Annotated in this window: 22 protein-coding genes; 10 read left to right on the top strand and 12 right to left on the bottom strand. The window is 49.8% G+C overall.

Going from position 1 to position 22,251, the window contains the following annotated elements:
• Positions 1 to 33 precede the first annotated feature (33 nt).
• On the top strand, positions 34 to 822 hold the full coding sequence (locus FPE01S_RS09975; RefSeq protein ID WP_046369773.1) for a lysophospholipid acyltransferase family protein: 789 nt from the start codon (positions 34 to 36) through the stop codon (positions 820 to 822).
• Positions 823 to 827: 5 nt separating this feature from the next.
• Here the strand turns inward: FPE01S_RS09975 and FPE01S_RS09970 are convergent, their stop codons facing one another.
• From FPE01S_RS09970 to FPE01S_RS09945, 6 genes are all read right to left on the bottom strand, one after another.
• Entirely contained in the window at positions 828 to 1,340 is a 513-nt protein-coding gene (locus FPE01S_RS09970; RefSeq protein WP_046368899.1) for an acyl-CoA thioesterase, read from the bottom strand.
• A gap of 91 nt (positions 1,341 to 1,431) precedes the next feature.
• Positions 1,432 to 2,769, bottom strand: coding sequence for an acetyl-CoA carboxylase biotin carboxylase subunit (gene accC, locus FPE01S_RS09965; protein WP_046368898.1), 1,338 nt, complete (start codon positions 2,767 to 2,769; stop codon positions 1,432 to 1,434).
• A 25-nt stretch (positions 2,770 to 2,794) separates the two neighbouring features.
• Positions 2,795 to 3,286, bottom strand: a complete 492-nt coding sequence (gene accB / locus FPE01S_RS09960) for an acetyl-CoA carboxylase biotin carboxyl carrier protein (protein ID WP_046368897.1) — start codon at positions 3,284 to 3,286, stop codon at positions 2,795 to 2,797.
• Between the two features lie 113 nt (positions 3,287 to 3,399).
• The gene (gene efp, locus FPE01S_RS09955; RefSeq protein ID WP_046368896.1) at positions 3,400 to 3,966 is read right to left on the bottom strand and encodes an elongation factor P; all 567 of its coding nucleotides are present in this window, start codon (positions 3,964 to 3,966) and stop codon (positions 3,400 to 3,402) included.
• A gap of 105 nt (positions 3,967 to 4,071) precedes the next feature.
• Positions 4,072 to 5,751: a M56 family metallopeptidase gene (locus tag FPE01S_RS24825; RefSeq protein WP_052955691.1), complete on the bottom strand. Its 1,680-nt coding sequence runs from the start codon at positions 5,749 to 5,751 to the stop codon at positions 4,072 to 4,074.
• A gap of 2 nt (positions 5,752 to 5,753) precedes the next feature.
• A complete protein-coding gene (locus FPE01S_RS09945; RefSeq protein WP_046368895.1) occupies positions 5,754 to 6,122 on the bottom strand; it encodes a BlaI/MecI/CopY family transcriptional regulator in 369 nt (122 codons plus the stop codon).
• 110 nt (positions 6,123 to 6,232) lie between these two features.
• Between FPE01S_RS09945 and FPE01S_RS09940 the strand changes: the two genes are divergently transcribed.
• From FPE01S_RS09940 to FPE01S_RS09930, 3 genes are all read left to right on the top strand, one after another.
• Positions 6,233 to 6,757, top strand: coding sequence for a TlpA family protein disulfide reductase (locus FPE01S_RS09940; protein ID WP_046368894.1), 525 nt, complete (start codon positions 6,233 to 6,235; stop codon positions 6,755 to 6,757).
• A 47-nt stretch (positions 6,758 to 6,804) separates the two neighbouring features.
• Positions 6,805 to 7,734: a malate dehydrogenase gene (locus tag FPE01S_RS09935; RefSeq protein ID WP_046368893.1), complete on the top strand. Its 930-nt coding sequence runs from the start codon at positions 6,805 to 6,807 to the stop codon at positions 7,732 to 7,734.
• 224 nt (positions 7,735 to 7,958) lie between these two features.
• Positions 7,959 to 8,534, top strand: coding sequence for a hypothetical protein (locus FPE01S_RS09930; RefSeq protein ID WP_052955690.1), 576 nt, complete (start codon positions 7,959 to 7,961; stop codon positions 8,532 to 8,534).
• Here the strand turns inward: FPE01S_RS09930 and FPE01S_RS09925 are convergent, their stop codons facing one another.
• From FPE01S_RS09925 to FPE01S_RS09910, 4 genes are read right to left on the bottom strand one after another with little or no spacing between them, the layout of a single operon-like run.
• Entirely contained in the window at positions 8,535 to 9,542 is a 1,008-nt protein-coding gene (locus tag FPE01S_RS09925; protein WP_046368892.1) for a glycosyltransferase family 9 protein, read from the bottom strand.
• On the bottom strand, positions 9,539 to 10,771 hold the full coding sequence (locus tag FPE01S_RS09920) for an MFS transporter (RefSeq protein ID WP_046368891.1): 1,233 nt from the start codon (positions 10,769 to 10,771) through the stop codon (positions 9,539 to 9,541). The genes FPE01S_RS09925 and FPE01S_RS09920 overlap by 4 nt, the downstream gene beginning before the upstream one ends.
• A complete protein-coding gene (locus FPE01S_RS09915; RefSeq protein WP_245623983.1) occupies positions 10,768 to 11,748 on the bottom strand; it encodes a DedA family protein in 981 nt (326 codons plus the stop codon). The genes FPE01S_RS09920 and FPE01S_RS09915 overlap by 4 nt, the downstream gene beginning before the upstream one ends.
• 10 nt (positions 11,749 to 11,758) lie before the next feature.
• The gene (locus FPE01S_RS09910; protein WP_046368890.1) at positions 11,759 to 12,994 is read right to left on the bottom strand and encodes a dicarboxylate/amino acid:cation symporter; all 1,236 of its coding nucleotides are present in this window, start codon (positions 12,992 to 12,994) and stop codon (positions 11,759 to 11,761) included.
• Between the two features lie 130 nt (positions 12,995 to 13,124).
• Between FPE01S_RS09910 and FPE01S_RS09905 the strand changes: the two genes are divergently transcribed.
• The 3 genes from FPE01S_RS09905 (at position 13,125) to FPE01S_RS09895 (ending at position 16,487) form a co-directional block, all read left to right on the top strand.
• Complete coding sequence (locus FPE01S_RS09905; protein WP_046368889.1) at positions 13,125 to 14,750, top strand: amino acid permease; 1,626 nt, start codon at positions 13,125 to 13,127, stop codon at positions 14,748 to 14,750.
• Between the two features lie 117 nt (positions 14,751 to 14,867).
• Positions 14,868 to 15,590, top strand: a complete 723-nt coding sequence (locus FPE01S_RS09900) for a YebC/PmpR family DNA-binding transcriptional regulator (protein ID WP_046368888.1) — start codon at positions 14,868 to 14,870, stop codon at positions 15,588 to 15,590.
• Positions 15,591 to 15,659: 69 nt separating this feature from the next.
• Positions 15,660 to 16,487, top strand: coding sequence for a hypothetical protein (locus FPE01S_RS09895; RefSeq protein ID WP_157473982.1), 828 nt, complete (start codon positions 15,660 to 15,662; stop codon positions 16,485 to 16,487).
• Positions 16,488 to 16,504: 17 nt separating this feature from the next.
• Here the strand turns inward: FPE01S_RS09895 and FPE01S_RS09890 are convergent, their stop codons facing one another.
• Complete coding sequence (locus FPE01S_RS09890) at positions 16,505 to 18,898, bottom strand: alpha-ketoacid dehydrogenase subunit alpha/beta (RefSeq protein ID WP_046368886.1); 2,394 nt, start codon at positions 18,896 to 18,898, stop codon at positions 16,505 to 16,507.
• Between the two features lie 109 nt (positions 18,899 to 19,007).
• Here FPE01S_RS09890 and FPE01S_RS09885 point away from each other — a divergent pair, with 109 nt between their 5' ends.
• From FPE01S_RS09885 to FPE01S_RS09875, 3 genes are read left to right on the top strand one after another with little or no spacing between them, the layout of a single operon-like run.
• Positions 19,008 to 19,463 (top strand): DUF1573 domain-containing protein, encoded by a 456-nt coding sequence (locus FPE01S_RS09885; protein ID WP_157473981.1) that lies wholly within the window; start codon positions 19,008 to 19,010, stop codon positions 19,461 to 19,463.
• 18 nt (positions 19,464 to 19,481) lie between these two features.
• Positions 19,482 to 19,955: a DUF1573 domain-containing protein gene (locus FPE01S_RS09880; RefSeq protein WP_052955688.1), complete on the top strand. Its 474-nt coding sequence runs from the start codon at positions 19,482 to 19,484 to the stop codon at positions 19,953 to 19,955.
• Positions 19,956 to 20,013: 58 nt separating this feature from the next.
• Positions 20,014 to 20,928 (top strand): polyphosphate kinase 2 family protein, encoded by a 915-nt coding sequence (locus tag FPE01S_RS09875; protein WP_083990225.1) that lies wholly within the window; start codon positions 20,014 to 20,016, stop codon positions 20,926 to 20,928.
• On the opposite strand, the gene FPE01S_RS09870 is transcribed toward FPE01S_RS09875, so the two are convergent.
• Positions 20,905 to 22,245 carry an anaerobic C4-dicarboxylate transporter gene (locus FPE01S_RS09870; protein ID WP_046368885.1) on the bottom strand — a complete coding sequence of 447 codons (1,341 nt, stop codon included), beginning with the start codon at positions 22,243 to 22,245 and terminating at the stop codon, positions 20,905 to 20,907. The genes FPE01S_RS09875 and FPE01S_RS09870 overlap by 24 nt on opposite strands.
• Between the last annotated feature and the right edge of the window lie 6 nt (positions 22,246 to 22,251).

The following is a 22,251-nucleotide window of genomic DNA, read 5'->3' as shown; positions in this document are numbered from 1 at the left end:
GACATTGCTTGTTTTTCCCCTAATGAATTCGGCATGCAAGAACTGATCTCTAGACTTAAACAGATCCGGCTGGTACGGAAAATGGTGTATGCTGTGGTGGGAATAGTATCCTATCCTGGGTTGACGATCTTCAACAGGATAAAGATCAAGGGCACGGAACATCTCGAAAAACTGCCCCGCAACAATGTTTTGTTTGTCAGCAATCACCAGACTTATTTCGCAGACGTGATCACTTTCCTGCACATCTTCTGTGCGGTGAAATGGGGCAAAAAAAACCGGCTCGGACTCCCCTACTATCTGCTGAATCCTTATACCAACATTTACTACGTAGCCGCTGAAGAAACGATGAAGGGCAGCTGGATCAGCAAGTTTTTTATTCTTGCCGGCGCACTGACGGTGAAGCGCACGTGGCGCACGGGGGCAACCGAAGTGCGTCGCGGACTTGACCCTTCAGACACGCGAAAAATCGAAAGGGCACTTGCCGGGAGCTGGGTGATCACATTTCCACAGGGAACAACAAGGCCTTTTGCCCCTGGAAGAAAAGGGACAGCCCTCATCATTAAAAAGAACAGGCCTATCGTAGTACCGGTTGTGATCAATGGCTTCTGGCGCGCCTTCGGAAAGAAGGGACTGTCGTTCAAAAAGAAAGGTTCATTGCTTAAGGTGGAATTCAAAGCGCCCCTTACGATAGATTACGACGCACCGGGTGAGGTCATCCTAGACCAGGTGATGGATGCGATCGAGCAAAGCCGGCCCTACATGATGAAAGTACCACACCTGGCGGAAGCCATCCTCGGCAAGCCGGAAAAGGAAAAGACCTGATCCGGTCAGGGCTGGAACAAAGCTTTCAGTTCAGTAGCATCATTCGGTTTCATTTTGCCGCCGAGGATCAATCTCAATTGTCTTCTGCGCAACGCTCCCTCAAACAACAGTTTTTCGGTGTCAGTTTCAGGTACCAGCGGTGGCACAGGTCTTGGTTTGCGGTTGGGATCAAGGGCAACAAAAGTGTAATACGCTTCATTGCTCTTGTATTTGTACTGGTGCGTCAGGTCTTCGCCGTATACGCTCAGGTGCACTTCCATGCTGGTTGAAAAAGCCCTGGTCACTTTAGCCTGAATATTCACCACATTGCCCAGTTTGATGGGCGCTTCGAAGGAGATATTGTCTACTGAGGCCGTTACTACCGGTGCATTGCAATGTTTGCCTGCAGCCAGTGCCGCGGCAATATCCATCCAGTACATCAACCGGCCACCCATCAGGTTTCCGAATACATTGGTATCGTTCGGCAACACGAGTTCGGTCATCACTACAAAACTTTCAGAAGGCTTTCTGGGTTCCATGACTGTTATTCAATTTCAGTTAGAAAGAATTCCGGGCTTCCCATCTGGAAAGCCCGGTAAATTTTTATCCTTTGCTGGCGATTCCAACCTGTTATTTCAACTTGAAAGTTTCGAGGAACTTGGTGGTAAAGTTACCGTTCCTGAAATCTTCGTTCTGCATCAGTTGCAGGTGGAATGGAATGGTTGTTTTCACGCCTTCGATCACATATTCGCTTAATGCGCGGTACATGGTATTGATCGCTTCGTCACGCGTTCGTGCGATGGTGATCAGTTTACCGATCATACTGTCGTAATAAGGAGGGATCGTATACCCTGCGTAAACATGACTGTCTACCCGAACCCCATGTCCACCCGGAGTGTGCAGTGTCGTGATTTTGCCCGGACTAGGGCGAAAATCGTTATAAGGATCTTCGGCATTGATCCGGCATTCGATCGCATGCATCTGGGGTTCATAATCCCGTCCGCTGATGGGTTCACCCATGGCGATCTTCAATTGCTCCTTGATCAGGTCGAAATTGATCACCTCTTCCGTAACGCAGTGTTCTACCTGTATCCGCGTGTTCATTTCCATGAAATAGAAGTTGCGGTGTTTGTCTACCAGGAATTCGATCGTCCCCACACTTTCATAACCAATGGCTGAAGCGGCTTTTTTAGCAGCCTCCCCCATGGCATAACGGAGCTCAGGGATCATGAACGGTGAAGGAGATTCTTCCACGAGTTTCTGGTGGCGGCGCTGGATGGAACAATCCCGCTCACTGAGGTGGCAGACTTTTCCATAACGGTCGCCGGCAACCTGTATTTCAATATGGCGCGGTTCTTCCACGAACTTCTCCATATAGATACCGTCGTTTTTGAATGAGGCAGCAGCTTCTGCCTTGGCGGTATTATAGGCGCGTTCCATTTCCTGCTCATTCCAGACCACCCGCATGCCTTTACCGCCGCCGCCGGCGGTAGCCTTGATGATCACAGGATAACCCATGTCGCGGGCAACGCTGTACGCCTGGTCAATATTGGCGAGAAGGCCATCACTTCCCGGGATAACCGGAACGCCTGCACGGATCATGGTTTCTTTGGCCGTGATCTTGTCGCCCATAGACCTGATCTGGTCAGGTGTGGGGCCAATAAACTTGATATTGTGTTCTCCGCAGATCTCGGCAAACCGGGCGTTTTCAGCCAGGAACCCATATCCCGGGTGGATGGCATCTGCATTCGTAATTTCCGCTGCAGCCATCAGGTGCGGAATATTAAGGTAGGAATCTGCGCTCTGGGGGCGACCGATACAAACGGCTTCGTCGGCAAATTTGACGTGAAGGCTGTCTTTATCGGCAGTTGAATAAACTGCTACGGTTTTGATGCCCATTTCACGGCAGGTGCGAATGACCCGCAATGCAATTTCACCCCGGTTCGCAATCAATACTTTTTTAAACATTTTCCAAGAGGATTTTGACGAGGAATTAGGCAGGTTCAACCAGGAATAGCGGTTGATCGTACTCCACCGGCGACGCATCGTCCACCAGTACTTTCACTATTTTGCCTTTTACTTCGCTTTCGATCTCATTGAACAGCTTCATGGCTTCAATGATGCAAACTACTTTACCGGGGGTGATTTCGTCGCCGATTTCTGCCAGCACCGGTTTATCGGGTGATGACCGGCGGTAGAAAGTGCCGATCATGGGACTCTTAATTGTAATGAGATTGGCAGCAGTTTCTGCAGCTTTTGGCTTATCGGCAGCAGCTGCGGCCGCAGGTTGCGGAACAGCCGCCGGTGCGGCTGCGGGTGCCGGTGCTGCCTGGGCCGTATAGACAGGCGCAGCAGCCACTACCTGCTGGATATTTTCTTGTTTTTGCTTAATCGTCACCTTAAATCCTTTCTCCTCAATCGTCAGTTCACCGATGTTCGATTTGTTGATCAAGCGGATCAACTCCTGAATTTGTTTGAAATCCATTGTACTGAATTTACAGTTGGTGATATTTTAGGCGGCTAAGATAGGGAAGAAAAACGGTTTGGGTTTCCCTCAGCCATTCATAAAAAAAGCCCCTTGTTCAGGGGCTCCCTTTCTTATTCTTTTACACGCTCTACGTATTCACCATTTTTGGTGTTGACGCGGATCAGTTCTCCTTCATTTACAAACAGTGGTACCATAACGGTGGCGCCTGTTTCAACCGTTGCCGGTTTCAGGGTACGGGTAGCCGTGTCACCACGCATTCCCGGCTCACTGTAGGTCACCAGCAATACGATCTTATCGGGCAATTCCACACTCATGGGCTGTTCGATTTCGGTATTGATCAATACTGAAACCTCCTGGCCGTCTTTCAGGAACTGAGGGGCGTCGATCAGGGTTTCCTGAACGGCTACCTGCTCGAAAGTTTCATTATCCATGAAATTGTAACCGGTGTCATCTTTATACAGGTACTGAAAGTTCTTGCGTTCAACACGAACCGGGTAAATGGTGTCACCACTGTTCCAGGTTTGTTCGATGGTCCTGGAATTGTCAACTCCTTTCAGTTTTGCCCAAACCTTTGCTGCGGCACGGGCAGTTTTGTTTTCTCCGAATTCAACCACTTTATAGAGGCTGCCATCCAGTTTGATAATAAGCCCGCGGCTGATATCCGACGTACTAGCCATAACGAAATACTATTTAATTGCAGTTTTAGTAAGGGGGCAAAGCTAGTGCAATTCGGGCATACAACCGGATTTCTCGTCAGGCCGGGATAAAATATTCAGATTGAATCAATTAATGGTTTTGGTGGTCAGTTTTATGACGCCGTTTTTACCCTTTTCGCCATAGGTTTTGGCAGCCTCTGCGTCCTTGAACACTTCTATTCTATCGATCGAGTGGGGATCCAGGGCACGGACGGTAGCCGCATCTGCCTCTTTGCCGTCAATAATATACAGAGGTGTTGTCGGAGCGTTGGCCGTGATGGAGACAACCGGCTCGGCCAGTTCTACCGGTTCCGGCGCTTCAATCCGGCCGTATTTCTTTTCGAACTGCGCTCTCTGATCAGGTTTGGACAAATCATAGTTTTCCTTTTTGCCATTTTTCAGGGTAACGGTTGCCGTGGAATTGTCTTTGATGATGATCATGCTGACATTGGCGGGAAGTTTCGGCGCTTTGGCCGGCCGGGGTGGCCTGGGTGGTACCGGTGCAATCCTCACTTCCTGCACAGGAGCTGCCAAACCAGCCGGTTGTGCCGGTTGAGCAGGTTGATCCGGTACGACCACGTACTTATCATTTCTCACCCCGTCAAGCACCACAACCGGCGCAGGTGCTCCCGGTGGTGTCGGCGGAACGGGTGCTGGCGGCGGTGGTGGAATTTTACCGTACTGCGATTCAAAAGCATTGCTGTCTTTGTTCCAGTCTTCCAGCGTCAGGGCTCGGATAAGTTTGCCCTGCCGGTCTTTAATGATCACCACACACTCACCAATATTATCCGCTATGGTCAGGATATACCCTTTTTCATTCGGAGGCGGCATCCGGTGTTGCGGCAGCGTGTCTGCCACGGTAAGGGTTACAATGGCAGGTGCCTGGTTTTCTTTGGTAGTGTTCTTTTGCGGTTCCCGGCGGAAGGCCAGCAACAACACTGCGATCACTGGCAGCACGAAGGCAAACTTCACCAGGTGAACCCTGGCGGAACGGATAGTGTTCATCATGTTAATTCGATTTTTTAGTGCGGAAATATTCAGGTGATTGGCCATACTGAATTGCTGCTGGCCAACTACTTTCAACAGGAGATACTGGTATTGCCTGCGGTCGATGCCATGCGCCAGCACACCTTCGTCGGCAATAAATTCCAGGTTCTGCCGGATAGCGTGCCGCAACAGCCAGGCGAAAGGATTGTACCAGTTCAGCGCCACCAGCAGTTCAGCAAATACCATATCAATGGTATGGCGTTCGCGTACGTGGACCATTTCGTGTTTGATGATCTCTTTCAGTTCTGCTTCCTGGTGGCGGGAGGTATTGATAAACACCGATGACCCGAAAGAAAAAGGGATAATCGGTTGCTGCACCTCGTAGATACGCAGGTTATCGGTTGCCAGCAAAACAGCCCTGCTGCGCAGGCGGAAAAGGGAAACATACTGAACGGCCATGCGCCCTAACATCACGATTACACCGGCAATGAATGCCGTCACCAGCCAGGTTCCCGCCGTCCAGCTTTCCAGCTGCACTGCCCCTTCTGTGATCTGGTCCACCCGCGGTAACTGCAACAGCACAGCGTTGTTGCTGTCATTTTGATCCAGCCATTGATAGATGTTCAGCAACGGCAGGAAAAAACAGGCCGCAGCATATCCCAGCAGGTAATACCGGTTCCAGCGGTAAAATGTGAGCCGGCGCAACAGCAGCCAGTAAAACAGGTAAACTGCAGCAAGACTGATGCTGAGCTTTAACAGGTAAGTGAGTAGTATATGCATGACTACCTGGCTTTATTGCTTTTTTCAATCAGGCGGATGATTTCCTGCAGTTCTTCCTTACTCAGCTGCTGTTCGTTGACAAAGAAATTCACCACTTCCTTATACGAGTTATCGAAATAATTGCGAATGAATTCCCCCATGAAATTCCGCTTGTAGCTTTCTTCGGATATCGCTGGCTGGTATACATACATGTTCCCCAATAGCCGGCTGTTCAGAAATCCTTTCTTTTCAAGGTTTTTTACCGTTGATGCCAGCGTGGTATAAGGCGGCTGCGGCGCTACAAGGCGTTCAAGCACGGCCTTTACATTAGCCTCTCCTACTTCCCAGAAAACCTGCATAGCCTGCTCCTCAGGCTGACTTAGCTTATCCATGTCTACGATGTTTTCGTAAATCTACGAATTAATCGTAGATAAGTCCAAATTTATTTCGTTAAAAAAATTTGCTGGACTTTTCATGCGCTCATTGTTGGTAATTTTAAACGATGAAAGTGAATCACCCGTATCTCCGTTTTACCCTCTCGCTACTTTTTCTGTTTCTTTTCGCAGGCACTGTTAAACTGTTCGCACAAACCGATTCCGTTCCGCCGCCATTCAAGCGCTACCCTACTGTTCCGCCTTTTGAACTGCTTGGATTGGATGGTAAAAAAATAAACCGCGACAATCTTGCTAACCGATCCGGGACGCTGATCATGTTTTTCAGTCCCGATTGTCACCATTGCCAGCAGCAGGTTGACTGGCTGAAAGAGCAATTGCCCGCATTTGAGAAATACAATCTCGTTCTGGCCACCTATCAACCGATTGAAGAACTGCAGGCATTTTATGACAAGTACCAGATGTCTGCCTGGAAAAACCTGTATATAGGCAGGGACGAGAAGTTTTTTATGCCTCCATATTTCCGGATAGGAAACCTTCCTTTTCTTGCGTTATACGACCGCAAGGGAAAGCTGCTGACCAGTTTTGAAGGCACGACGGAAATCAAAAAAGTGCTCGACGGTTTCAAGCACTGATCCCCTATATTTGTTCGCCATCATAAAATAAAATAAACTGTTTATTCATGAAAGTTACAGTTGTAGGTGCCGGTGCCGTTGGTGCTACCTGCGCCGATAATATTGCCCGTAAGGAGATCTGCCAGGAATTGGTTTTATTGGATATCAAGGAAGGGCTGGCCGAAGGAAAAGCCCAGGATATGATGCAGACTGCCGCATTGCTGGGATTCGATACCAGGATTGTCGGATCCACCAATGACTACAGCAAAACGGCTGGAAGTAATGTGGTGGTGATAACATCCGGCATTCCACGCAAGCCGGGAATGACCAGGGAAGAACTGATCGGTACCAATGCCGGTATCGTGAAAACAGTATGTGACAATATCCTCAAACACTCTCCGGAAGCCATCCTGATCATCGTGAGCAACCCCATGGATACCATGACCCAACTGGCGATGCAGGTAACCAGGTTGCCGAAGAACAGGATCATCGGAATGGGCGGCGCACTGGATAGTGCCCGTTTTAAATACCAGTTGAGCCAGAAACTGGGTTGCTCGCCCGCAGACCTGAATGCGGTGGTAGTGGGTGGACACGGGGATACCACCATGATCCCGCTAATCCGCCATGCGACCTGGAATTCAACTCCTGTAACAAGGTACCTGAGCATTCATGAGCAGGAGCAGATCGTTGCAGATACGATGGTGGGCGGTGCTACGCTTACCAAACTGATCGGTACATCAGCCTGGTATGCACCTGGTGCAGCCACAACGGCGCTGGTTGAAAGCATTCTCCGCGATGAGAAGAAACTGATCACCTGCTCCGTTTCCCTTCATGGTGAATACGGACAACAGGATATATGCCTGGGCGTACCGGTAATTATTGGGAAAGACGGGTGGGAAAGGATCGTTGACTTTGAACTGAATGAAGCAGAACAGGCACTTTTCAGCAAGAGCGCCGATGCTGTACGCAGTATGAACGAGGTCTTGAAATCAGCATAAAACACTGATAACCAAATATTTTTATTTTTTCTAATGCCGGGGTTTCCCGGCATTTTTCATGATACGTATAAAAAAAAATTGCAAAAGCTTTTGATTCCATCATTTGTCTATTAGATTTGTGTCACTTATCTCTCTCCAACGCCTATTTAAAGCTCTCCGCAGGGTAACCCCCACCAATACCAGAAGAAGGCCACTAATTCTGAAACCTATTCAAACAAGAACGTATGATCAAGCCCTTGCTTACCGTAGCATTGACTGCACTGGTATTACAACAAATTGCTGCCCAGGAACCAGAGCTCCCTACGCAAAGAGACCCCCTCAAAAATCAGACGATCAGTCCTTACGCAAATCCCAGGATCAATCCCACCAAGAATTTCAAGATTAATCCCAAGAACAACTGGAACATTAATCCGGGAATGAATGATGGTATCAATCCCGAGAAGAACAAGATGATCAATCCGAAGTTCAATAAAGACTTCAGCCCGTTGTCCAACCACAGTATTAACCCGATGTACACTTTCAGCCTGCATCCGCTGAGCAACGACAACTGGAAAGGTTACTACATGTTCAACAAAGACAATAAGATGTCTGGCTACCTGGTAATCGCCAACCAGTTCGTGATCCTTGATTTTGATGAGAAAGGCACCTGGAAAGGTTACCTGGTAAAAACCAGCTCCAATACTTACAACTATTTCAACCTGCAGGATGAGTGGACACGTACTTTCTTCTGTGAAGATTCCATGGTAGGTTTTAATTCCTTTGACAGCGCCGGAGAGTGGACTGGCGAATATGCGAAATAATCAAGCTTTCAGCAGCCATTGCTGCACGAGTGTCCGGATGGCCGGAACAGGTATTTCCCGCATGCATTTGAAATGTCCTTTGGGACATGCATCATAACCGATCTTTGAACAAGGCCTGCATCGCAGGCCTTTTCTTTCTACAATCTCGAACGGCAATACCTGGTTAAAACTTCTTTTGCCGTAATAAGGATACATGCCGAATTCGGGAACGGTATTCCCCCAGAGGGAGATCACGGGTTTTCTGAAGGCCGCAGCGATATGCATGAGGCCGGTATCATTTGATATGATCAGCTTTGCCCGGCGGACGAGGTCCGCTGATTCGTTCAGGCTGAACTTGCCACAGGCATTATACACTTTGATAGGATCGGTCGCCTCGAGCCTGGCTCCTGTTGCCTTATCTTCGGGCCCTCCCAGCAGGATAATGGGATGATCCAGCAGGCCGACCAGCTCCTCGAGTTTTTCAACCGGCATGCGTTTCGTGGCATGTGCAGCACCAATCACCAGGCCAATATACCCCAGCTGGTGTGCGGCCGGAAGATCTGAATCTGCAATCTTCTCGTTCTCCGGAATAAAATAGTCGAGTCCCTTTCCGTCATTGACCACACCCAGCGGCGCAGCTGCCTCAAGATAACGGTCAACGATATGTTTATCGGGCAGTACATTAATCTTCAACGCGGTCAGCAGCCACTTCTGCACGTTCAGCTTGTTGAAGCTTTTACTTTTTACAGCGAGTGCGCGTTTTACCCGCAGGGTTCGCAGGTTATGGTGCAGGTCAACTATAAAATCAAAATTTTCCTTTTTCAGGCTGTCTGTAATTACCGTCAGGTCATCTTCGAACAGGTGAAGTTTGTCGATGTAAGGGTTTGCTATCAGCACCGGCGCGAAACTCTTTTTCACCAGGAAATGCAGTTCCGCATCGGGTAGCTGCTGTTTGATGCAACGGAGCACCGGCGTGGTCAGCACGATATCCCCGATGGAGGAGAAACGGATGACGAGAATCTTTTTCATACCTCCACATAATTGAGGTCCTTACCGAAAGTTTCTTCCGTGAAGAAAGCGGCTATCAGTGTAATGACCATGATTACAATGGCGGTGATCACACCGCTGCCCACATAACCGTGTTTTACCTGCAGGCCGGTAAAAAGCAGGCTGATCAGGTTGAGTGATCCCCTTACCATATTCGGAACTGTAGTAGCCGCTGTGCCGCGGAGATTTGTACCGAATTGTTCAGCGGCCATCGTTACAAATATCGCCCAGAAACCTGTACCGAAGCCCAGCAATGCACATGCCCAATAGAGTTCCTGTGTACTGGCGCCCTGAAGGTTGAAGAACCAGATCATGGCTATTATTGTGATCCCGTAAAATATGTACAAGGCTTTTTTCCGGCTGCGCAGAACCTGGCTTACCAGTCCGACGGCAATATCTCCGAGCGAAATAGCCGCATAAGCATACATGATCGCCTTACCGGGATCAACTTCCCCCTGCACATTCATTTTCGCTGCGAACTCCCGGCTGAAACTCACCAATATGCCGATCACAAACCAGGTAGGCAACCCGATGAGGATAGCAAGAATATATTTACGGAATCGTTTTCCATTATTGAAGAACATCAGGAAATTCCCTTTGCTGACGCCGCTTTCTTTCACCTGGTTGAACATGCCCGATTCAGCGACCTTAATACGGAGGAACAACAATAAGAAACCAAGTCCGCCACCAATAAAATAACAGGTGCGCCAGTGAAAGGTCTCTTTTACAAAAAACGCCACCACGGCACCCGACAAACCGATGCCGGCAACAAGGGCAGTGCCCACGCCCCTCCTGTCTTTCGGCAATAATTCACTCACGAGGGTGATGCCTGCACCGAGTTCTCCTGCCAGACCAATTCCGGAGATAAAACGGACCAGGGCATATTGCGGTACGTTCTGTACAAAACCATTGGCAATGTTACCCAGGGAGTACAGGATAATCGAAGCAAACAACACGCTGAGGCGGCCTTTCTTGTCGGCGAGTACCCCCCAAAGGATACCCCCGATCAGCAGTCCGAGCATTTGTACATTAATAATAAACAACCCCTGGTCTTTCACGCCATCCGGAGTAAGGCCAAGGTCTTTGAGACTTTCCACCCTGATGATGCTGAACATCAGGAGGTCATAGATGTCTACAAAATAGCCGAGAGCGGCTACCAGGACGGCAATATTGAAAACAGATGTTTTGGCTGATGCAGCGTTGGGGTTCATGCAGTGGATTTATCACGGTCCCGGCCGGTAACAAGTTTCCAGATAACCGGCGCAGTGGTGACCAGTACTATAACGATGACAATGACTTCGAGGTGATCGCGCAGGTCAAAGCCAAATTGTGTTTTCACCCATTTCTGCAAAAAATGCCCTGCAAACAACATACTGAATACCCAGGCTACACAACCGACGATATTGTAAAACGCGAATTTCTTTTTATCCATTCCGACGATACCTGCGATAATCGGTGCAAAGGTGCGCACGATGGGGAGGAAGCGTGCGAACACGATGGCGCCACCACCGTGTTTCTCATAGAAGTCATGCGCTTCCACCAGGTACCGTTGTTTGAAGAGGAGGTTGTCTTTCCATTTGAACATCGTCGGACCGATCTTCCGTCCGAACCAGAAGCCAACAGTATTGCCAATGATGCCAACGAACGAGATCAGCCCCACCAGCAACAACAGGTCTACCCATTCACTGCGCAACTCTCCCAGTCCGAATGTTTTTAAAAACTCGTGTGACAGGTTGGTACTGTAAATACCGGCAACGAACAGGAGACTGTCGCCCGGGAGAAAAAAGCCGACAAACAATCCGGTTTCAGCAAATACGATGATAAGCAACAGCCAAAGGCCACCATAACTGATGTAAAACATCGGGTTAAGCAGGTCTTTCCAGGAAAATGGTTTGACCATTTTAACTTTCCTGCCTTCCCCCAGTTCACTGTAACGGAACTTAAGCGTATCGTGTGCAGCTGCTGTCACAGTATACTCAACTGCCGTATCGATCGGAATAGTAACGAATCCATCCTGGTCGGTTGTAAAATCCCGGATACCTGCCGGACCATGCAGCTGGAATTGTCCCACTGCCGATTCGTACTGATTGATCAGTTGGATCCGGTGTTCTTCCTGACCCGCTACAATTCCGCAAATCAAAACACCCGCGGCCAGCATTAATCCTTTTAACGTTGTAATCATGCGCATCTGAACAAATTTATCCTTCCAGTTCTCCTTCCCATTTGCTTACCACGGTAGTGGCCAGGGCATTGCCCAGTACATTGGTCATGCTCCGGAACATATCACAAAAATGATCTATCGGTAAAATTAAGGCAACGCCTTCAGGCGGAATATTAAACATTGCGCAGGTTGCAGTCACCACCACCAGTGATGCCCTGGGTACACCCGCGATCCCTTTGCTGGTGAGCATCAGTACCAGCAGCATAGTGAGCTGTGTACCCAATGGCAGGTGAATGCCATAAGCCTGTGCGATCGCCAGACTGGCAAATGTCATATACATCATACTGCCGTCAAGGTTAAAGCTGTAACCAAGGGGTAGAATGAAAGACACGACTTTATCGCGGCAGCCAAAACGTTCGAGCTCTTCGGTTAATTTGGGAAACACGGCTTCACTGGAAGTGGTGCTGAAAGCTATCAGTAAAGGCTGAGCGATCCTGCGCAGCAATTCGGGTACGCGGTTCCTGAGGATCAGGAAACCGACCAGCAGCAGCAGTGCCCACAGGGCAGCAATGCCCACCAGGAAATACAATAAATAAAGGCCGTAGAATTTAAAAACCTCGGGGCCTTTCAAAGCAATCACCGCTGCAATGGCGCCAAATACACCGAGTGGTGCAAATGCCATTACATAGTTCACCATTTTTAATATGATATGGGCTACGGCGTCCAGTGCTTTGATCACGGGTTTTGCAGCATCTCCCATCGCTGTTGCAGCTATACCAAAAAAGATACTGAAGACTACCAGCTGCAATACTTCGTTCTTCGCCATTGCTTCGATCATGCTTTTCGGGAAGACATGGTCCACAAAGTTTTCAAGTGAGAACGCTTTGGTCTTGCCGATCAGGTCTTCTGCGCCACTGGTATCCACATTGCCGAGCTGGATGGCAGTGCCGGGCTGAAAGAAATTGACCAGTACCATTCCGATCAGGAGACTGGCGAGCGATGCCGAGATGAACCACAGTAACGCCTTGCCTCCTACCCGCCCAACGGTTTTCAGATCACCCAGTTTGGCGATGCCCACTACCAACGTGGAGAACACCAATGGAGCAATTATCATTTGTACCAGATTGAGGAAGAGCTTGGTAAGCAAACGGATATTCCTGGCAAAACTGTCTGTCCATTCCGGGCCAGCATTTCGGTGTACCACATAACCCACAATTACCCCAAGAACCATTGCAATCAATATGTATACAGTAAGCCTGTTTTGTTTAGCCATCTTATGCGGTTACCGTGTTGGAACGGAAGGCCGAAAATTCAAAAAAATCCTGACCCAGCCAAAATAATCGGCTGAAATCCGCTATTTTACGGGCTTCTAAACTGCTTTATCTAAAAACACACATCTCGTTATGAGTTTATTCAGAAAGAAATCTCTTGCCACTCTTCTGGAGACTGCTGCAGATTCGGAGAAGGGACTGAAGAGAACTTTGGGTGCCACGAACCTGGTAGCACTTGGTATCGGCGCCATCATCGGCGCCGGACTTTTTGTGCGCACTGCCGCTGCTGCTGCAGAGGCTTCGGGTCCTGGCGTAACCCTTTCCTTTATAGTAGCCGCCATCGGCTGTGCCTTTGCCGGTCTTTGTTATGCTGAATTTGCTTCCATGATCCCTATCGCCGGAAGCGCTTATGCCTATTCTTATGTCACCATGGGTGAGCTCGTAGCCTGGATCATCGGCTGGGCACTCATCATGGAATATGCGTTGGGAGCCGCAACCGTGTCCATCGCCTGGAGTGAATACCTGAACAATCTTCTGGGAGGGTCCATACCATACCAGTGGTGTCACTCGCCATTTGAAGCATTACATAAAGTGGTAGGCTCGGATGCCATTGCACAGATCGGAGCGTTCAATGCGGAATTCATCAAGACAGCAAAAGATGGCGCACTCATTCTGACGGAGAAGCAGTTTGAGGCACTTCCCGCCAACCTCAGCAGCCTTGTAGCCGTAACACACGGTATTGTCAATGCACCAGCCCTTATTATCCTCCTGGCCCTTACATTACTCCTGATCAAGGGCACCCAGGAATCAGCGATGGTGAATGCCATCATCGTATTCATCAAAGTCGCGATCGTTCTCCTATTTATTGCTTTGGGCTGGCAGTTCATCAATCCGGCCAATCACACGCCCTACCTGATCCCTGAAGGCACAACCGGCCACGAAGGTTTCTTCAAACATGGTTATGGCGGTATTCTTGGCGGTGCGGCAATTGTATTCTTCGCCTTTATCGGGTTTGATGCAGTAAGTACGGCCGCCCAGGAAGCAAAAAATCCCAAGCGCGACATGCCCATCGGCATTCTCGGTTCCCTCGTCGTTTGTACGATCCTCTATATTCTTTTCGGTCACGTGCTGACAGGTGTAGCCAACTGGCAGGAATTTAAAACTTCCGGTAAAGAAGCCTCTGTTGCTTACGCCATTCAGACATACATGCATGGCTACGGCTGGCTGGCCACTGCGGTTACCGTGGCTATCCTGGCTGGTTTCTCTTCCGTGATCCTGGTGATGCTGATGGGTCAAAGCCGGATCTTCTACACCATGAGCAACGACGGCCTTATCCCGAAAGCTTTCGGCGACCTCCACCCGAAATTCAAAACACCCTATAAAGCCAACTGGATCCTTTTCGTATTTGTGGGATTGTTTGCAGCCTTTGTTCCCGGCAGCGTTGCCGGTGACCTGACTTCCTTCGGCACCCTGTTCGCCTTTGTGCTCGTGAGCGCCGGTGTCTGGATCATGCGCCGTACCGATCCCAATATCGAGCGGCCTTTCCGCACGCCCTGGGTTCCCCTTGTTCCGATCCTGGGTGTGGTGATCTGTGCGGGAATGATCATTGCGCTGGATTTAGAGACACTTAAAGTTGCGTTTATCTGGATGATCATTGGCCTGGTGATCTATTTTGCCTATAGCCGGAAAACCAGCAAACTCAATGAGCCTGGTCACCGTCCCGGTGAAATCCTCCCAAAAAAAAGTGATTTCAACTAATCCTTCCACGGATTGACATATCTTCAAAAAATGCCACCTTTCCGGGTGGCATTTTTCATTCAGAACTGCCGTCGATAGTTCTTTTTGGTTAATTTTGCGTCCGAAAATCCAGGAATTATGGGTCGTATTTTTGAAGTAAGAAAAGCCACCATGTTCGCCCGGTGGGACCGGATGGCTAAACAGTTTACCCGTATCGGAAAAGAGATCGCTATTGCTGTAAAAGCCGGCGGCCCTGATCCCAATACCAACCCGGCGCTTCGCCGCTGTTTCCAGAACGCCAAGGCTGTCAACATGCCGAAAGACCGTGTTGAAGCTGCGATCAAGCGGGCGCAGGGCAAAGACATGGAGAACTACGAAGAGATCCTGTATGAAGGTTACGGACCCCATGGCGTTGCCATCCTGGTAGAAACAGCTACGGACAACCATGTACGTACAGTAGCCAATGTAAAGGCCATTTTCAACAAGGGTAACGGTACACTGGGCAACAGTGGCAGCGTTAGTTTCCAGTTCAAGAAAATGGGCACTTTCAAACTCAAACCGGAAGGCTTGTCCGCCGACGATCTCGAGCTGGAACTGATCGATGCCGGCCTGGAAGAATTGGGTGAAGGCACCGGTGAAAACGGCGAAGAGGTGCTGGTAATCCGTTGTGCTTTCAATGATTTCGGCAACATGCAAAAAGCGCTTGAGGATAAAGGTATCACACCCATCAGCGCCGAAGTGGAATGGATTCCACAGAATACTGTTGAATTGTCAGAAGAACAGGCACAGGACGTACTCAAGCTGGTAGACAAAATAGAGCAGGACGAAGACGTGCAGAAAGTTTTTCATAACTTGCAATAAGTAATCCGACCAGTCCGCCCCTTATTCCGCACTTGCTTTCAAAGATTTCTTCACTTAAAATCTTTGTTTATGCCACGCAGAATATGGATGCTCGTTTTGCTGTCAATGCTCCTGTATATTCCATCGGGATATACCCAGTCAGCGCCTGCTCAGCCAGTATATATTGCTGTTACTTTCTACAAAGTGAAGCCAGGCAAGGCCGAGGCCTATACCAGCCTGGTCAAAACCAATGCCCATAAGATTGTGGAAGGACAGTTCCGGGAGAAGAATATCCTCGGATGGTATTTCTATGAAGTGATCATGCCAGCCGGCGACCAGGCTCCGTATGACTACGTTTCAGTGATCACTTCCCGCAACTTTGGCGACCTGGTGGACAACCCCGTTACGATGAAGGAAATGTATGCGAAAACATTTGCCGGCTCATCTCCGCAGCAGTTTCAACAGTACAGCAACCAGCTGAATGATTACCGCTCCGTTGTGAAAAGGGAAATTTACCTGCACCGGGCAGGCATTAATGAAAAGACACCGGTTTCCAGATACGTGGAGATCGATTACATGAAACCTTTTCCGGGCAAGGCCGAAGAATATGTCAGGATGGAACGGGATGTCTACTACCCCATCCACCTCGAAAGAATGAAACTCGGCGCACTCACCGACTGGGGGCTGTACCAACGGCTCCTTCCCTATTCAGAAACAGCGGAAAGCGACTTTGTTACAGCGAACTTCTTCAACAACCCACGGTCCATCATCGACCCCAAATATGAAGAAGCCTTTAACAACATGCCGAACAATGTTGACTTTATCCGGCTGAGCTCACAGATCGATCAGACCCGCAAACTGGTAAGAAGTGATGTCTGGAAACTGGTGGATTTTATTGATGCCAACAACACGAAATAATTCCGCTGACAACATTTTTATTCCGCCATCATTTCAAGAACTGCATCGATGATATCTTCCAGGTTGGGTTTGCTGAAATAATCACCATCACTGGCGTAAGCAGGGCGATGTGCTTTTCCTGTAAGGGTTCGCGGTGTGGCATCCAGCCAGCGGTATCCTCCCTGAACTTCCATTACCTGGTTGTACATGTAGCCCGCTGCACCCCCGGGAACGTCCTCATCAATAAAGAGGATCCGGCTGGTCCTTTTCAGGGAAGCAACAATACTGTGGTGAATATCAAATGGTAATAAAGTCTGCACGTCGATCACTTCTGCATCCACGCCGAACTCCTGCAAACGGTTGGCTGCATCCTGCACGACCCGAAGGGTCGATCCGTAGGAAACCAGGGTGATGTCGTTACCCGGCTTTACTATTTCGGGAATGCCCAGTGGCACCCTGAACTCCAGCAGGTTTTCAGGAAGTCTCTCCTTCAGGCGGTAACCATTCAGGCACTCGATCATGATCGCCGGATCATTGCTTTCCAGCAGCGTGTTGTACATACCGGCAGCCTGCACCATATTCCTTGGCACACAAACGTACACGCCCCTCAGGGAATGCAGGATCAGCCCCATCGGCGATCCGCTGTGCCAGATGCCTTCCAGGCGATGGCCCCGGGTGCGCACAATCATCGGGCAACTCTGGATGCCAAAAGTGCGGTAATGCGTACTGGCAAGGTCATCACTGAGTGTCTGAAGGCCGTATAGCAGGTAGTCAAGGTATTGTATCTCGGCAATCGGGCGCAGGCCACGCAAAGCGGCACCGATACCCTGCCCCATGATGGTCAGCTCACGGATACCGGTATCCGAAATCCGCTGATCACCGTATTTTGCCTGGAGGCCGGCAAAGCCCTGGTTCACATCGCCGATATAGCCTACATCTTCTCCGAATGCAATGACTTTATTGTTGTGGCTGAACAACTGGTCAAAATAGCGGTTGAGGATCTCATAACCATTCAGCATCGGCGCGTCAGCTGCATAATGCACCGGCGCAGCGGCTACCTTCAATGCGCTTCTGGGCCCCTCATTATAAAGGTGCGTATTGTACAAAGCAGCATTTTGCTGCTTCAGTTCGCCGTAATATTCTTTCAGCCAGAAATTGCTGTCATGTGAACCCGACAGCAGGATGATCTGGTGAAGTGTGCTCATCACATCCCTGCGCAGCGGCTCTTTCTCCGCTGTTAATTTTGACAGCACTTCCCGGATCCTGTCACCCGCAGGAAGATTAGCATTCAGGATGTTTCCGCTGAGTGACTCTACCCTGCTCACCTGGTATTTGATAGGTGCCAGGTATGTTTCCCAGGCACTGTTCCGGCTGCTGCGTACAGAATCCTTGGCTGCCAGTTCGATCTCTGAAAGTTCTTCTTCACTCACCAGTTCATTTTCCAGGATCCATTCCTTGAACTTCCGGTTACAGTCATATTGCCTTTCCCAGTCGAGTCGCTCCGGGCTCTTATAACGTTCATGGCTGCCCGATGTACTATGCCCCTGCGGCTGCGTGATTTCTTCGATATGAAAAACGGCAGGAATATGCGTTTCCCTGATTTTTGAAATTGCCGGTTCAAGCACCTCGACCATGCCTGCATAATCCCATCCTTTGAGGCGGTAAATATCCAGCCCGTTCGTACCCTCCCGTTGCTGAAAACCTTTCAGCAGTTCAGAGATGGATCCTTTGGTGGTCTGGAGTTTTTTGGGAACGGAAATGCCGTATCCGTCATCCCAAACGAATATCGCCAGCGGTATCTGCATCACGCCGGCAGCATTGACTGCTTCCCAGAAATGTCCTTCTGAGGTAGATGCATCCCCGATGGTACAAAAGCAGATTTCATTTCCATTATTCGAGAGGTCCGTCAGTTCCCGGAGCGCGGGAACCTGGCGGAACAATTTGGAAGCATAGGCCAGGCCTACAGCCCGCGGCATCTGTGACGCCGTAGGCGCCATATCGCTGGAACTGTTCTTCTGACGGGCCAGGGGCAGCCAGTTGCCATCAGCATCTGTATTTGGGGTGGCAAAATGTGAGTTCATCTGCCGGCCGGCGCTGAACGGGTCATACTGCACATCCGGGTTGGCATACAACTGTGCAAAAAATTGCTCAATCGTGGCTATCCTGGTGGCGAAAGCAAAGGTTTGGTCCCGGTAATAACCGGCCCGGAAATCACCCGGACGGAAAAACTTGGCTGCAGCGATCTGCGCGACTTCCTTACCATCTCCGAATATGCCGAATTTGGCTTTTCCGGTCAGCACCTCTTTTCTTCCCATCAAACTGGCTTCCCGGCTTTCACAGGCTAGTTGGTAGTCGCGGAGTACTTCATCGCGGAATCGGTCAAAACTGAGCTTTTCGGACGTCAGCAGGTCGTTTTCCATGAGATTTTCCATGCGGCAAATCTAGGGAAAATGGCCGGAAGCGAACAAATGTTAGCCTGACCAAGTTTACACCTGATCTTAACATCCTCCATACCAGGCTATTCGGGCACAATACCTACATTTGTCGAAACGTTTTTACCAGATGAACCTGAAAAAATTGTTTTGTTTTCTGACCCTCCTGGCGATCGCTTCGGGCATCCGGGCGCAGAACCCTCAGCAGGCCGATCCGGTCAAAATGGAAACTTCCCACGATTTTGGGGTAATCCGCCATGGTCGCCCGGTAACCTATGATTTTGTGGTAGTTAACACCGGAAAAGTGCCTCTCACCCTTAACAATGTGACCGCCAGCTGCGGCTGCACCACCCCCCAGTGGTCACCGGAACCGGTACCTGCGGGCGGCAAGACCACCATTACAGTCGGATATAATGCCGCAAACGAGGGTCCGTTTGAAAAATCTGTCACCTTACAGTATAATGATGGACAATCAAAAACTATCTTTATAAAAGGAAAGGTCGACAAGGCCCAGCCGCCGGCCCCGCTCAATCAATCAGTTCTACTATTAAAACAAACATTATAATCCCCCAAATCACCAATTATGAAAAGAATAGCGCTTACACTCTGTGCCGTAATTATCAGTGCTGCGATTTTTGCGCAGACTAAGACTAATGGAGCCAATGCAGCTAATGCAGACCAGGGTATCAAGGCAGACCAGGTAATCAGGTTTGCTGAAATGAAATACAATTTCGGAAAGATCAAGCAGGGTGTTCCCGTAACACATGTGTTTGAGTTTACGAATATTTCCGCACAGCCGCTGGTAATCGAAAGCGCCCGTGCAAGTTGTGGCTGCACAACACCTACCTGGCCGCAACAACCTACTGCAAAAGGAAAAGGCAACAAGATCACTGCAGGGTTCAATGCCAGTGCGGTGGGCCCGTTCGAAAAAACCATTTTCGTTACGGTAACCGGTATCGCCCTTCCTGTTGAGCTGAAGATCAGTGGTGAAGTGCTCACTGCCGAACAATACGCTAAGTTCGAAGCAGAAAAAGGCTCCAAGAAAGACGGAAAATAATTTATCCCATACGACAAAAATCCCCGCCCGCAGCGGGGATTTTTTTATCCCTCAGCATATGGACAAACTATCCTTTGACCAGTACCTGGAAACGCTTCACGTTAAACAGGATTCGCAGGTTGTATTGAAACGGGATTTCCATACCGACTACGATGATAAGACGATGACGAAGGAGGAAGGCGAAAGTATTCTCCGCGAAGGCATAACCAACCTTTCCATCCTCCAGGATAAATTGTACGCGCAGAACCGGCACAGTGTACTGATCGTGTTACAAGCCATGGACGCCGCCGGTAAAGACAGCGCTATCAAGCATGTGATGACGGGCCTCAATCCCCAGGGAGTTACTGTCACCAGTTTCAAAACACCATCCAAGGAAGAACTGGAACACGATTACCTGTGGCGGCATTACCGGGCCCTGCCACCCCGCGGACAAATCGGCATTTTCAACCGGTCACATTATGAGAATGTATTGGTTACCCGCGTACATCCGGAATACATACTTGCTGAAAATATACCGGGCATTGAAAGTGTATCCGATATTGATGACAAGTTCTGGGATAAACGCATGAAGCAGATCAACCGTTTCGAAAAGAACCTCTCACAGAACGGTATGCTGATCATCAAATTCTTTCTGCACGTGTCGAAGAAAGAACAGAAGAAGCGCTTTCTTGAAAGAATTGACGACCCCAGCAAGAACTGGAAATTTGCCTCAGCGGATATTGCTGAAAGAGAACGCTGGAGCGACTACATGCGGGCCTACGAGGAACTCCTCTCGCGTACCAGCAAGGACTATGCTCCCTGGTATGTTTTGCCCGCAGATGACAAATGGTTCACCCGGCTTTGCCTCGCTGCGATCATCCACCGCGAATGCTCGCGGATAGAACCCAACTACCCCGAGCTGAGCGCCAAAGAAAAGGAAGCGCTGGTTGCCATCCGGGAAAAACTCACGTCAGAAAAAGAAGGTTCCCAATAGAAAACCCAGTGCAATGGCGACGGTAAGCACAACGAGTCCGGGGCGCATGAAACTGTGATTGAGCACGAATTTGCCGATCCGGGTGGTGCCGGTACGGTCAAACTGGATGGCTGCCAGCAGGGTCGGATATCCGGGCAGCACAAAATCAGCATTAACAGCAGGAAAAACGGCAATCAATGCCGGATGGGTCAGTCCCAGGGTTACCCCCAACGGCATCATTGCCCTGGTGGTGGCGGCCTGGCTGAACATGAACATTCCCATGACGAATACCGCCAGCGCAAAGGTCCAGGGATGGGCTTTTACAATATCCCCCAAAGCATGGGTCAACGCGAGTTCGTTATGCTGCATAAAAGTCGCACTCATCCAGACTACCCCGAATACGGCGACAACAGCCACTGCCATGGCATTGAACAGGCCTGCCCCGGCAACGGCAGCAGGCGTTGTTTTTGTCAGCAACATCATCATTCCCGAAGCCGCGAGGGTGATCATGGCGATCACGGCATTCATTTTCAGGCTGCCATCGGCATTGACGCCGAAATTGGCCTTCCCCGGCTCAAAATGCGGCAGCATTTGCGGAAAGGCCCCGCAGCACACCACCAGCAGGATAGTAATGCTGAAAATTACTACGGCCAGTTTGGCCCGGGCACTTCCTTTTCCCCTGATCTGTTCGAGCGGCGCTTCCATCCAGTGACGGAATGCCGGATCCTTCATCTTTTCTCTGAATACCGGGTCATCATTGAGTTCCTTGCCTTTCCGGGCCACAGCAATCGCCCCGGCAAGCAGCCCGAGCAGGCAACTGGGGATGCAGATCTTCATAATATCGATCGCTGCTCCATTATAGGCCATGATCCCCGCCAGCGCAGCGGTAGCGGCACTCATGGGACTACCGGTAAGGGCTACATGGGAGGCTACCACCGAAACACTAAGCGGCCGCTCGGGCCGGATGCGTTTTTTGGCAGCAACATCAGCGATGATCGGCAACAGCGAATACACCACATGCGATGTTCCGGCAAAAAGGCAAAGAAAGTAAACCGTAAAAGGGGCGATAAACGTAATCCGGGAAGGATTGCTGCGGATCACCTTTTCCGCCACTCCCACCAGGTATTCCAGCCCCCCTGCTGCCTGAAGGGTAGCAGCCGTCGTCACAATAGCTACAATGATCAGCATCACGTCAACGGGCGGATCTGCCGGCTTCATGTGAAACCCGAATACGAAAATCAACATGCCCAGCATGCCCATAACGCCCAGGCCAATACCTTTCAACCGCGCTCCTATAAGTATGGCCGCCAGGAGGATCACCAGTTCAATCCAGATCATGATGCT

The sequence above is a fragment of the Flavihumibacter petaseus NBRC 106054 genome (genome assembly GCF_000974785.1).
GTDB classification, from domain to species: Bacteria; Bacteroidota; Bacteroidia; order Chitinophagales; family Chitinophagaceae; genus Flavihumibacter; species Flavihumibacter petaseus.
This window is presented reverse-complemented; position numbering and strand designations above follow the sequence as displayed.

Coding starts and splice junctions, on each gene's coding strand:
- FPE01S_RS09880 (WP_052955688.1), top strand. CDS start 19,482: ATGAAAAGAATAGCGCTTACACTCTGTGCCGTAATTATCAGTGCTGCG.
- FPE01S_RS09930 (WP_052955690.1), top strand. CDS start 7,959: ATGATCAAGCCCTTGCTTACCGTAGCATTGACTGCACTGGTATTACAA.
- FPE01S_RS09890 (WP_046368886.1), bottom strand. CDS start 18,898: ATGGAAAATCTCATGGAAAACGACCTGCTGACGTCCGAAAAGCTCAGT.
- FPE01S_RS09970 (WP_046368899.1), bottom strand. CDS start 1,340: ATGGAACCCAGAAAGCCTTCTGAAAGTTTTGTAGTGATGACCGAACTC.
- FPE01S_RS09915 (WP_245623983.1), bottom strand. CDS start 11,748: ATGCGCATGATTACAACGTTAAAAGGATTAATGCTGGCCGCGGGTGTT.
- FPE01S_RS24825 (WP_052955691.1), bottom strand. CDS start 5,751: ATGCATATACTACTCACTTACCTGTTAAAGCTCAGCATCAGTCTTGCT.
- FPE01S_RS09905 (WP_046368889.1), top strand. CDS start 13,125: ATGAGTTTATTCAGAAAGAAATCTCTTGCCACTCTTCTGGAGACTGCT.
- FPE01S_RS09910 (WP_046368890.1), bottom strand. CDS start 12,994: ATGGCTAAACAAAACAGGCTTACTGTATACATATTGATTGCAATGGTT.
- FPE01S_RS09875 (WP_083990225.1), top strand. CDS start 20,014: ATGGACAAACTATCCTTTGACCAGTACCTGGAAACGCTTCACGTTAAA.
- FPE01S_RS09945 (WP_046368895.1), bottom strand. CDS start 6,122: ATGGATAAGCTAAGTCAGCCTGAGGAGCAGGCTATGCAGGTTTTCTGG.
- FPE01S_RS09925 (WP_046368892.1), bottom strand. CDS start 9,542: ATGAAAAAGATTCTCGTCATCCGTTTCTCCTCCATCGGGGATATCGTG.
- FPE01S_RS09900 (WP_046368888.1), top strand. CDS start 14,868: ATGGGTCGTATTTTTGAAGTAAGAAAAGCCACCATGTTCGCCCGGTGG.
- FPE01S_RS09920 (WP_046368891.1), bottom strand. CDS start 10,771: ATGAACCCCAACGCTGCATCAGCCAAAACATCTGTTTTCAATATTGCC.
- accB (WP_046368897.1), bottom strand. CDS start 3,286: ATGGATTTCAAACAAATTCAGGAGTTGATCCGCTTGATCAACAAATCG.
- FPE01S_RS09895 (WP_157473982.1), top strand. CDS start 15,660: ATGCCACGCAGAATATGGATGCTCGTTTTGCTGTCAATGCTCCTGTAT.
- FPE01S_RS09935 (WP_046368893.1), top strand. CDS start 6,805: ATGAAAGTTACAGTTGTAGGTGCCGGTGCCGTTGGTGCTACCTGCGCC.
- accC (WP_046368898.1), bottom strand. CDS start 2,769: ATGTTTAAAAAAGTATTGATTGCGAACCGGGGTGAAATTGCATTGCGG.
- FPE01S_RS09975 (WP_046369773.1), top strand. CDS start 34: ATGCAAGAACTGATCTCTAGACTTAAACAGATCCGGCTGGTACGGAAA.
- efp (WP_046368896.1), bottom strand. CDS start 3,966: ATGGCTAGTACGTCGGATATCAGCCGCGGGCTTATTATCAAACTGGAT.
- FPE01S_RS09870 (WP_046368885.1), bottom strand. CDS start 22,245: ATGATCTGGATTGAACTGGTGATCCTCCTGGCGGCCATACTTATAGGA.
- FPE01S_RS09940 (WP_046368894.1), top strand. CDS start 6,233: ATGAAAGTGAATCACCCGTATCTCCGTTTTACCCTCTCGCTACTTTTT.